The 11,695-nt window shown below is 40.9% G+C and carries 11 protein-coding genes; 5 read left to right on the forward strand and 6 right to left on the reverse strand.

Features of this window, described 5'->3' with window-relative positions:
• Positions 1–263: 263 nt before the first annotated feature.
• Entirely contained in the window at positions 264–1,484 is a 1,221-nt protein-coding gene (gene serB, locus ACP69Y_RS13995) for a phosphoserine phosphatase SerB (RefSeq protein ID WP_425918982.1), read from the reverse strand.
• 77 nt (positions 1,485–1,561) lie between these two features.
• On the opposite strand from serB, the gene ACP69Y_RS14000 reads away from it, so the two are divergent.
• Complete coding sequence (locus ACP69Y_RS14000) at positions 1,562–2,815, forward strand: hypothetical protein (RefSeq protein WP_425919029.1); 1,254 nt, start codon at positions 1,562–1,564, stop codon at positions 2,813–2,815.
• 77 nt (positions 2,816–2,892) lie between these two features.
• On the opposite strand, the gene ACP69Y_RS14005 is transcribed toward ACP69Y_RS14000, so the two are convergent.
• The 3 genes from ACP69Y_RS14005 to mhpT all read right to left on the reverse strand — a co-directional run bounded on the left by ACP69Y_RS14005 (position 2,893) and on the right by mhpT (position 6,030).
• Positions 2,893–3,834 (reverse strand): bile acid:sodium symporter family protein, encoded by a 942-nt coding sequence (locus ACP69Y_RS14005; RefSeq protein ID WP_425918983.1) that lies wholly within the window; start codon positions 3,832–3,834, stop codon positions 2,893–2,895.
• A gap of 100 nt (positions 3,835–3,934) precedes the next feature.
• The gene (pncA, locus tag ACP69Y_RS14010; protein ID WP_425919030.1) at positions 3,935–4,570 is read right to left on the reverse strand and encodes a bifunctional nicotinamidase/pyrazinamidase; all 636 of its coding nucleotides are present in this window, start codon (positions 4,568–4,570) and stop codon (positions 3,935–3,937) included.
• Positions 4,571–4,821: 251 nt separating this feature from the next.
• Positions 4,822–6,030, reverse strand: coding sequence for a 3-(3-hydroxy-phenyl)propionate transporter MhpT (mhpT, locus tag ACP69Y_RS14015; RefSeq protein WP_425918984.1), 1,209 nt, complete (start codon positions 6,028–6,030; stop codon positions 4,822–4,824).
• Between the two features lie 727 nt (positions 6,031–6,757).
• Between mhpT and dapA the strand changes: the two genes are divergently transcribed.
• The 3 genes from dapA to purC are packed head-to-tail and all read left to right on the forward strand — an operon-like array spanning position 6,758 to position 9,032.
• Positions 6,758–7,657 (forward strand): 4-hydroxy-tetrahydrodipicolinate synthase, encoded by a 900-nt coding sequence (dapA, locus tag ACP69Y_RS14020; protein ID WP_425918985.1) that lies wholly within the window; start codon positions 6,758–6,760, stop codon positions 7,655–7,657.
• A gap of 13 nt (positions 7,658–7,670) precedes the next feature.
• A complete protein-coding gene (locus tag ACP69Y_RS14025; RefSeq protein ID WP_425918986.1) occupies positions 7,671–8,276 on the forward strand; it encodes a lipoprotein-34 precursor (NlpB) in 606 nt (201 codons plus the stop codon).
• A gap of 36 nt (positions 8,277–8,312) precedes the next feature.
• Positions 8,313–9,032, forward strand: coding sequence for a phosphoribosylaminoimidazolesuccinocarboxamide synthase (gene purC, locus ACP69Y_RS14030; RefSeq protein ID WP_131216914.1), 720 nt, complete (start codon positions 8,313–8,315; stop codon positions 9,030–9,032).
• A 276-nt stretch (positions 9,033–9,308) separates the two neighbouring features.
• Here the strand turns inward: purC and ACP69Y_RS14035 are convergent, their stop codons facing one another.
• Positions 9,309–10,583: a replication-associated recombination protein A gene (locus ACP69Y_RS14035; RefSeq protein ID WP_425918987.1), complete on the reverse strand. Its 1,275-nt coding sequence runs from the start codon at positions 10,581–10,583 to the stop codon at positions 9,309–9,311.
• Between the two features lie 210 nt (positions 10,584–10,793).
• Entirely contained in the window at positions 10,794–11,246 is a 453-nt protein-coding gene (locus ACP69Y_RS14040; protein WP_425918988.1) for a YcgN family cysteine cluster protein, read from the reverse strand.
• Between the two features lie 192 nt (positions 11,247–11,438).
• Between ACP69Y_RS14040 and ACP69Y_RS14045 the strand changes: the two genes are divergently transcribed.
• Positions 11,439–11,597 carry a DUF1328 domain-containing protein gene (locus ACP69Y_RS14045; RefSeq protein ID WP_005006601.1) on the forward strand — a complete coding sequence of 53 codons (159 nt, stop codon included), beginning with the start codon at positions 11,439–11,441 and terminating at the stop codon, positions 11,595–11,597.
• Positions 11,598–11,695: the final 98 nt, after the last annotated feature.

Raw genomic sequence — 11,695 nt, forward strand, 5'->3', positions numbered from 1 at the left:
CACCTTGTCGCAATATTATTTTGTCATTACATTTTTTTATTTTTAACTTTTTCTGGAAGTGAGATGGGTACGGACTTACCGTGTCATTACAAAAAAACAATGCACTAAAAGCATTGAAAAAATATTTTTTACGAATGGATTGATTGTTGTTTTTATCAGCAATTCAACTCAACCGCTCATCGTGTTTTAACTATTTTTATAACAAAAAAACGCGACATCAACGTCGCGTTTTGTCAATAAACTTCAACAGTTAGGCCTAATATTTAGGCACGACTCAGGTCTTTATCATGTACACCGAGTAGATACAACACGCCATCTAAACCTACGCTAGAAATGGCCTGATTTACATTTTGGCGAACCAAAGGTTTTGCACGGAATGCCACACCTAAACCGGCTATGGACAACATTGGCAAATCATTTGCACCATCCCCTACAGCAATGGTTTGTTCAAGTGAAATACCCATACGTTCAGCAAGTTCACGCAGCAGGAAGGCTTTACGCGCACCATCAACAATATGGCCTTTGACTTCGCCTGTAACCATGCCATCAGCAATATCTAGACAATTAGCATGAACTTCATCAATACCTAATTTTTCTTGCAGGTATTCAGCAAAATACTGGAAGCCACCTGAAAGAATAGCAGTTCGATAACCTAATGCTTTCAAGGTTGAAATCAGACGTTCTGCGCCTTCAGTCACGGTTAAACGTTCTGCAATTTGAGGTAAAACAGAAGCATCCATTCCTTTTAATAAGGCGACACGGGCACGGAAGCTTTGTTGGAAATCAAGTTCTCCTTGCATGGCCCGTTCAGTAATTTCAGCAACTTGCTCCCCTACACCCGCTTCAATCGCCAACTCATCAATCACTTCTTGTTCAATCAGAGTCGAGTCCATGTCGAAGCAGACTAAACGGCGATTACGACGGTAAGCATTATCTTCCTGAACCGCGACATCCACATTGAGTTCAGTCGATAAACGTAGGCAAGATGCACGCATTGCCGTGGCATCCAGCATTTGTCCTTTTAAACCAAACTGTACGCAAGAGCGTTTCGGTCCATCGGCTTGACCCGCTAGCTTTGGACGTTCCGACAAACGCGTTACAGTTTCAATATTAAAGCCTTGGTTAGACACAATATTGGTGACTGCTTGTAATTGAGATGCGGTTAATTCTGGTGCAAGTGCAGTCACGATATAACGGGTCTGCCCACCCTCACTGACCCATTGATCATATTCTGAGGTAGAGATTGGTTTAAAGCGCACAGTTAAACCAATATCATGTGCTAGAATCAAGATCTCCTTCATGGCTAATGCTGTAGCAGTTTGGTCATCTGACGAAACAACAATACCTAAAGTCAGTTGGTTGTGGATGACGGCCTGTCCAACATCCAAAATTTGTAAAGAATGTACGGACAGTACCTGCATTAATCGTGTAAATTGATTAGGCTGGTCGGGTCCCAAAAATGATATAAGAATGATTTCTCGCATGAATTGACTCGGATCTGAGCTACAACTATTGTAAGAATCATAATCGAATTTGAACATAAATGCCTTGGAAGTTTACGTTGAATGCGCCTAGACAAGGGCTATTTGCTAGCCTACTGATAGTAAGTTTTGCTTTACACACCTTTTTACTGGTTCTTGCGACGACGCATCAACTGAATGCAAATCGCGCCAGTCAGGGACAGCTGATGACCACGCAACTGGTCACAGACAGCCTATCCGAGCTTGAGCCTGCTAATACGGTGTCATTGGCATTATTGGCCGACCGTTATGCAACTAACCCGAGTGTTGCTTCTATTCGTATTTTAGATGCGAATAATCAGGTACTTGCAACAGGTGGTTTAACCAAGACACGTCAAGGTGAAGTCTTTGTACGTGAAGCACTGCAAAATGAAAAGAAAGTCGGCACCATTGAAATCACGTTAATCCAATCCAGCATTGGTGAAATTTTACGGACTCAATGGCTGGCAATTTTATTATCGCTGATGATTCACGGCTTGTTATGGTTGGCTTATCGTGCGATTGCCCGCCCAAGTCGGACTGAATATTTAGCGCGTATCAATAATGAATCACGACTAAAACATGAAATTCAAACCTTGGCTCAGGCCTTAGAACAAGAACAACACAATGCTGCTGTAGCAGTTGCACAAGCACAGCACAATGCTCAGGCAAAAGTTAAAGTCAAAGAATCAAAACCTGTCGTGCTTGACGACAAATGTATTGCCTTAAATATTCAGTTTTATGATCCAAAACAACTTATGGATTCGGTTAATAAAACAGTATCCGTACCGTATTTCAATTTATGTCAGATTTTCCTGAATAAAACCGCCGAATTGTGTGTTCAACACTACAAATTAAATAGTTCGGATATTTCAACTGTGCATAAATTTGATGAACATGGCGCAACCATTAGTATGTCGGTAGAAACACCAAATGCGGTGCAATGTTTGGTGATGATCAGTACCGTATTCCAGTTATTGTCGGATGTGTTGTACAAACGCTATCGCGAAGAAAAGCGCTTTGTTTTACAAACCCGTAATGCAATTTCAAGTCATGTCGAAGCTATGCATCTGACGCCGGTCCAAGCTGCAGAGCGTCTGGTTCAACAGTTAGCGGCAAAAGAAAGTGCCATTCATTTACCGAATGAATTACTCAAAGATATTTCCGACCGTTACCAATTGGTCAGCATGCCAAATCCGACCAATGTGCTGACTCGTCATGCCTTTATGATGAACGGGATGGACAGTGAAGTGGCTGAATTGGCACAGACCTTCAGAACTGAAATTTTAAAAGCCAAACAGTCCAAAGCTTCTTAAAATGAATTCATAAAAAAAGCCGAGCTTATGTGCTCGGCTTTTTTTCGTCTACTTAAAATAGAAATTTCATGCAACCCCTATTTCATTTTATTGGCTTTACTGGCCCAATACGTCGCCAATGCAGGACCTGAAATGTTATGCCATAAACTAAAAATAGCACTTGGCACTGCAGTAAGTGGTGAAGCGGCAAAATGCACTGCAGCCAAAGCCACGCCCAAACCAGAATTTTGCATGCCCACTTCTATGGCAATCGCTTTACTGTCTGCATAAGGCAATTTAAACACTCGACTTGCCCAAAAACCCATTAAATAGCCCAAACCATTATGTAACGCGACTACACCTAAAATCAGTAAACCTGATTCTAAAATTTGTGCCTTACTGCCTGCAATAATTGCAGCCACAATCGCGACGATTGCCAGTACGGAAATCAGTGGCATGACTTGAATATAGGCATCCACTTTTTGCTTCAATACTGTCCGGACAATTAAACCCAAAATGATTGGAAACAGCACGACCTGTAAAATTGAACCCAGCATGGATAATGCATTAATTTCGATCCATTGACTGGCCAAAAGATAAAAAATCGCAGGTGTCAACACAGGTGCTAAAAGAGTCGAAACAGAGGTACAGGCCACAGATAAAGCAGTATTGCCTTTGGCCATATAGGTAATCACGTTCGATGCTGTGCCACCTGGACAACAGCCCACAAGAATCACACCAATAGCAATTTCAGGCGGCAGTTGAAACAATTGACATAACAAATAAGCCAGTCCCGGCATTACCACAAACTGTGCAACCACTCCAATCACCACCGCTTTAGGACTTTGTAATATTCCTTTAAAATCATCCACGGTCATGGTCATGCCCATTCCAAACATGATGATACCCAGCATCCAGGTGATATACATTTTGAGCCAAACAAACGCTTCGGGCACAATTAAAGCAATACCTGAAAATAACACTACCCACAGCGCAAAGGTTTTTTGAATAAATTGCGTAAAGCGCAAAAAAGCTGACATGGTTCAATCCAATATTTATTCTGCTATCCAGGCTAAATGTTAGCTGGTACAAGAAGCATCGAGAAATTACTAATTATTTCTTTTCTCTTAATTGCACACTTTATGAGGCCTGCTGCTGAATAATATCTCTGACTAAAATGCGTTTCACCCCTGCTGCAAGCATATCTTGCCAGGCATGTTGCAATGACCCATCCAGATCAATGCCCTTGGTGGCATCCGAAATCACATAAGCCTTAAAGCCCAGTTTGCAAGCATCTATCGCAGTCCATGCCACACAAAAATCTGTGGCAATGCCGACAATAAAAACCGTATCAATTCCACGCTCCCTTAAGTAACCCGCTAAACCGGTTGTGGTCTTTTGATCCGCTTCCATGAAAGCAGAATAGCTGTCGATATGCGCATGGAAACCTTTGCGAATAATCAATTGTGCGATGGGTAAGTTAAGATCTGGATGTAGTTCGGCATCCGGCGTGCCTTGAACACAATGCGCAGGCCACAACACTTGAGTTCCATAATCTAATTGAATCGTTTCAAAAGGCTGTTTAGCTATGTGATTTTCAGCAAATGACACATGATTTTTTGGATGCCAATCTTGAGTAATCACAATATTGTCAAAATATCGCGCCAATTGGTTAATGTTCGGAATGATCTGATCTGCATGCGCAACGGCTAAGTTACCCCCGGGGGTAAAACCATTTTGTACATCTACTACAATCAAAGCGCTATTGTTTTGCATCATTGGCAGTCCATTATTTGCGTGTTGTCATTTTTGTTAAGCATATAACAAAATAAATTGCAGTATTTAGACTTGGTCGTAAAAATGAAATGACTGTAAATGTAAATCATAACGGTATTTTGGCAAATTCAATGATTGAGCTGTTTCCCCAGTTTAGAAAAGTTTTTAATTTTTTTATGACTAAAAAATAGAAATAAAATTGAAGATAAAAAAATAGCCCGCGATCTGCGAGCTATTTTAGACATCAAAAATTAAGCTTGAGTTTGTAAGCGACGAACCAGAATCAACATAAAGACAGCTGAAATCACGATACAAGGAATGGCTGCTGAAATGACCCCTGCTGCACCAAAACCTGCCGCAAGTAACTGACCTGCAATTGCGGGCCCAAGCATTGCGCCAACACGCCCTACGGCTGATGCCATACCCACGCCTGTTGCGCGCACTTCAGTTGGGAAAACAATACTACCGAACGCATAAAGCACACCTTGGCAACCAATCACGAATGCACCCACCAATGCCGAAGTCATATACATTTGTGTCAATGAACTTGCTGCATTCAAGCAAAATAAACCTGCCAAAATACCGCCGTACATTAAAATAATCACATAGGCTTTTTTCCAGCGGTCAGTCAGCATACCGAGAACAATCGTACCGACTGTTGCACTTATCATGAAGAAGAACTGTGCAGTACTGCCTTCTTTACGGCTAAAGCCAAGTTCCATAAACAATGAAGGCAACCAGCTCAACATGATGTAAACCACCATCAAGGTGAAGAAGTAGCTCACTGAAATTAAGCAGGTACGTGTCACGTTACTGCTATTAAATAAATCTTTGAAAGAGCCTTGAGTGGTTACTGTTGTTGTTTCCGCCTTAGTTTGCGCTTTTAAGAATTCACGTGATTCTGGTAAAAATTTAATCATGATGGGAAGCACAATAATCGGCAACAATCCACCTAAATAAAAAATGTTTTTCCAGTTTGAGCCAAAATCTAAACTCGCAATATACGACAAAATAGCCGCACCCACTGGCATACCACAATACATCAAACCCACAGCACGACCACGATTTTCAGGTCTAACCGCTTCGGAAGCCAGCGTAATCAAGTTTGGCATGGCAGCGCCTAAACCTGCCCCTGCTAAAAAACGAACCAATAAAAGCGTGTTAAAACTGTTTACCCATACGGTACATAAGGTAAATACTGCAAATACTGCAACCGACCAAATCAGCACCTTTTTACGCCCGATACGGTCTGAATATCTTCCACCAATCAGCGCTCCAGGTAATAAACCCAGAATCCCTGCGCTAAAAAACACCCCCAATTGCGAACTATCCAAGCCAAAAGATTCACGAATACCGGCTGCAGCAATACCCGCTGCCTGAATATCCAGTCCCTCAATGACTGCAATTAAAAAACAGATAGCGACTGTAATGACGGAGTGTTTGTTATCTGATCTTTCCATTGCAAACTCCTTGTTCAATCAGTGTTTCAAAATAGAACGCCATCATCCCTGAGTCTGCACATACAAATAACTACCAATAAGTTGAACACTCTTTAATTTATGGATAAAAATAATGGATATTTAACGTTTCTTAGCGCAATACCTGATAGTCATAAAAACACTTAATCGCGACTAATCAGCACAAAAAATTCAATATGACAATCAGGATTTCAATTCTGAAAATCATCCTGTGCGAAAATGGTAAAAATAGATTAATAGTTTTAACTGATTATTCCTTAAGTTTTTAATGATGATTTTTATCTTTTAAACTCTTGGTTTATATAGCTCTCAAGTCTATGCTCATCTTTATTAAATCTTAAATTCCGATGTTTTTACCCGGAATTGGCGGTGGTATTGGCTTTAAAGCACTTTTATAACAACTTCACTGGCACTTTTGAGTTATAACAAGGTGCCACCTATATAGTGATGCTGAGCAAACTTTTAGTGAACTGCGATTGTAAAAAAGGGCTTTTGTTTTGTTTAGTAGATTTTTCACTTGCTTTTCATAAAGTTTTTATACGGTTTGACTAAAGCATATTGTTCTTCATCGTTTGTTCGTTCATAATTTGCATAAGCATTATTCAATTACGCTTAATCGTGTTGAAAATGCTATAAATCAGAATAGGTAACCATCCAAATTTATGTTTTTCTACCTCAGCCGGATGGACAAATAGGATATTTTTTTAAAATGACTCAGCAAGCACAGATCATCCAAGGTTCAATTGTCGCAATCGTCACCCCGATGTTTGAAGATGGCAGCGTAGATTGGAAGGGTCTAGAAAAGCTCGTTGAGTGGCATATAGCACAAGGTACCAACAGTATTGTTGCTGTAGGCACAACTGGTGAAGCTTCGACCTTAAGCATGGCAGAACACACCAAAGTCATTGCTGAAATCATTCGTGTAGCCAACAAACGTATTCCTGTCATTGCAGGTACGGGGGCGAACTCTACCCATGAAGCGATCGAACTCACTAAGGAAGCCAAAGATCTCGGTGCCGATGCAGCGCTTCTAGTCACGCCTTATTACAACAAGCCTACACAAGAAGGCTTATATCAGCATTATAAAGCTATTGCTGAAGCTGTTGATTTGCCACAAATTCTTTACAATGTACCAGGTCGTACTGGCGTCGACATGTTAAATGAAACGGTGATTCGCCTGGCTGATATCCCGCAAATTATCGGGATTAAAGACGCAACTGGTGATGTACCGCGTGGTCAAGAACTTATTCAAGGATTACACGGTAAGGACATGACCGTTTACTCTGGTGATGATGCCACTGCATACCAATTGATGGGCTTTGGCGCGAAAGGCAACATTTCTGTGACTGCCAATATTGCACCTAAAGAAATGAGCCAAATATGTGCTGCTGCGGTTGCAGGTAATACAGAACGCGCTGAAGCTTTAAACAATGAAATTGCAAATTTACACAATATTCTATTTTGTGAATCCAACCCAATTCCTGTGAAATGGGCGCTTCATGAAATGGGATTAATTGGTACAGGTATTCGTTTACCATTAACTCCTCTTGCAGAACAATATCGTACACCGCTGCGTGAAGCATTGAACGCTTCTGGTGTCATTAAATAAAGAGCACAACACTATGCAATTACGTTTTGGTTTAACCCTTACCCTTTCAGCATTCAGTTTAGTGGGTTGTAGTTCAATGGGAATCAACAATGGTTCTCTGGATTATAAAAATACTGCAACCTTTGAACCTCTGAAATATCCTGAAGGTTCAATGGTTCGACCTGCAACGCCATTGTATCCGTCTCCAGTGGTTGACCCATTGGCGATTGAACACGCGCCTAAGCTTGAAAATAAAGGTGGCAACCGTTTTGCTTTACCTCGCCCTGACAAAGCTCAGGCAAATGCACCAACAGATAGCCAAAATGACAGCAAAAATGTCGGTCGCCCTCAGTTAGTTCGTGATGGAAATCAAAATCCGTTGCTCAAAATTGATGGAAATTCTGCTACAATTTGGCAGTACACACTTGCTACTCTCAGCAGCCTGAACCATACCATTGTTGGTCAAAGTAAAAATCGTTATGAAGTAACGATTAAGGTCGATCAACAGATCTATGTATTAAGACTTGCATCTGTAGGAACGAGTAACAACATCGCTGTGTTCAATGCCGATAATAGCTTTGCAGACAAAGAAAAAGCTGCAGAACTGTTAACCCAGATTTACCAAAATTGGCCAGCCTAGTCGTACTAGGCATTTTTTTTTGAAAAAGGTTCCCCCATGTTGAAACAAACCTTGCTCTATACTGGTAAAGCGAAATCTGTTTATGAAACAGACAGTGCAGATCACCTTATCCTAGTCTTCCGTGATGATGCCTCTGCATTTAACGGCGAAAAAATCGAACAGCTAGATCGTAAAGGCAAGGTGAACAACCGTTTTAACGCCTTCATCATGGAAAAATTGGCTGCTGCTGGCATTGAGACTCACTTTGAAAAACTTCTTTCTCCTACTGAAGTTTTAGTGAAAAAATTAAAAATGGTTCCTGTCGAATGTGTTATTCGTAACTACGCAGCGGGTAGCTTGTGCCGTCGTTTAGGTGTTGAAGAAGGTAAAGAATTAACGCCTTCTACTTTTGAATTGTTCTTCAAAGATGACGCACTTGGCGATCCAATGGTGAACGAATCTCAAGCGATTGCTTTAGGTTGGGCAACGGCTGAACAACTTGAACAAATGAAAGTACTGACTTATAAAGTAAACGAAGTACTTAAAGATTTGTTCGACAAAGGCAACATGCTTCTTGTTGATTTCAAACTTGAATTTGGTGTGTTCCACGACCGTATTGTTCTGGGTGACGAATTCTCTCCAGACGGTTGCCGTCTATGGGACAAAGACACCAAGAAAAAACTCGACAAAGACCGTTTCCGTCAAGGTTTAGGCGGTGTGGTTGAAGCTTATGAAGAAGTGGCAACACGTTTAGGTCTCGATCTTTCTGACATCTAATCAGTCTAATCAGCATGCTGATTCAAAAAACCGAGCTTTTAAGCTCGGTTTTTTATGATCATGAATAAATTATTCAATCGAATAAACAAATTTATTTAATAAAAATGATCGTTTTTACATTCTGAACTTAAACCGCTAATATAATTTATATATCAGGCAACATCGAAATTAAATCTTGATTGATGCCTTGCCCACCAGATTATTGTTTACCCTCTAGGATGTATCTCCCCCAAGACATCCTATTTTCAGCCCGATTCTCCCTGAATCGGGCTTTTTTTATTGCTGCTGCTGTTCCTGCTGCCAACGACGTTGCTGTAAACGCTCACCTTCCACTTCACGTTTATTTCGTGCGGACTCATATAACTTGGTGCCTTTTAATTCAGGCGGCAAATAGTCTTGCAAGACAAAATGCTCTGGGTAATTGTGTGGATAGAGATAATCCACGCCATAGCCCTGCTCTTTCATCAATTTAGTTGGCGCATTTCTTAGATGTAATGGTACGGGTAAATTTGCGGTTTTTTCAGCTAAGTCCAAAGCCTTATTAATGGCCAAATAAGTACTGTTACTTTTGGCACTGGTCGCCAAATATACTGCACACTGTCCCAAAATAATCCGGCATTCCGGCATACCTACTGCTTGTACCGAACGGAAACACTCTCCCGCAAGAAGCAAAGCATTGGGGTTCGAGTTACCAATATCTTCGGAAGCTGCGATCAGCATACGGCGTGCAATAAAGACCGGATCTTCCCCGCCTTTGAGCATGCGTGCCATCCAATATAAAGTTGCATCCGGATCACTACCGCGAATCGACTTAATAAAAGCCGAGACCAGGTCATAATGCTGCTCGCCCGATTTGTCATAGCGGGCAATATTCTGCTGCGCGACTTTCACCACAATAGCATTGGTAATGACATTTTCAAGTTCAGGTTCAAAGGTGCTGGCGATCAGGTCTAGCAGATTGAGGGCTTTACGCGCATCTCCGGCAGCAAATTGAATCAGTGCTTCATATTCTTCAATTTGAATAAATCGTTCTTTTAGAAAGGTATCGTTTTGTAGAGCTTGATTCAATAAAGTCTGAATGGCATCGGCATCTAAAGCATTCAGGCTATACACCTGACAACGCGATAACAATGCACTATTCACTTCAAAGGAGGGGTTTTCTGTGGTGGCACCAATCAGCGTGATTTTTCCCTTTTCCACTGCATTCAATAAAGCATCTTGCTGTGACTTATTAAAACGGTGGATTTCATCAATAAACACTACAGGTTTTAGTAAGTCCCCACTTTCAGCAATGATTTCACGGAGTTCTTTCACTCCCGCATTCAAGGCAGATAGACTGACAAAAGGTCGATCAACCGCCTGTGCCAAAAGCAAAGCAATGGTGGTTTTGCCCACACCCGGTGGTCCCCAAAAAATAATCGAGGGTAAATGCCCTTGATCAATCATTTGGCGTAAAGGTGCTTGATCACCCAATAAGTGATCCTGACCGATAATTTCTGCTAAATCACGTGGACGGAGCCGCTCAGGCAGTGGAATATGACTATCTGACATCTTGTTATTTCTTTACTGTGCTTAAAACCAGTCTACTATGTAATTTTAATATCGCGTATTTCAATTGAAATGTTTTACAAAAAAATCATCTGGTTTTGAAGCTTGCTGATTCCAGCACTCTTGCAACAGGCAGCGCAAACTTGACAGGATTAAACTGATATCAACTAAATATCTTTTAGAAGATCTTTTCCAAAAACTGTACGGTTAAAATTAACGTACCCAACGAACAATATAGTCTTCAATATCGGCTTCATTGACTTCTACTTCCGAAATACAGCGCCCTGCAGCCGACTTTTTCGCCTTAATCACACTCTCCCGTGTACCGGTATTTAAATAATGCCAAGACGGTAACTTCTTGCCTTCTTTTAAGCGACGATAAGCACAACTGGGTGGAAGCCAGTGAATTGTAGCCAATTTTTCAGGCGTGAGTTGAATGCAATCAGGAACATACTCAAAACGCTCGGCATAATTACTGCAATGTGCTGTTTTGCAATCTAAAAGTTTGCATGACACCTTGGTATAAGCTACTTCGCCAATTTCTTCATCTTCCAGTTTAATCAGACAACATAAACCACACCCATCACAAAGTGCTTCCCACTCAGTAGGATTCAGTTCAGCTAAAGGATATTTTTTCCAAAATTCCGGACGTAATTGCGCAGTCATAAAAACAAAAAAGAAGAGAGGTTTTCATTATTATAGCGTGTTCAAGTTCACAATGTATGAATGTTATTTTTACTTTGAATCATATATTTACTGTCAAAGTGAACATTTTTTCAACATAAGCATAACACTTTTAGGAATTTCAACGTCCTATACTAAATCTACTTTGAAAATAACAACACTTGGAGAAAGCTTATGTTCCGTTGGGCGATTATTTTTGCAGTGATTGCACTTATAGCCAGTCTGTTAGGTTTCGGTGGTGTCGCCGGCTTATCTAAAGACTTCGCGGTTATTCTACTTGTCATTGCAGTTATTCTAGCAATTGTCGGCTTCCTCTCTCGAGGGAAAGTATAAAATTACCTTATACCTCTAGTTTCATAAAAAAGAGCCTATTCGGGCTCTTTTTTTATATTAAAGATTCATCTATCAGATTAGAAAAGCCTGAATCAAAT

The organism is Acinetobacter sp. TSRC1-2 (assembly GCF_049895885.1).
Classification (GTDB): Bacteria; Pseudomonadota; Gammaproteobacteria; order Pseudomonadales; family Moraxellaceae; genus Acinetobacter.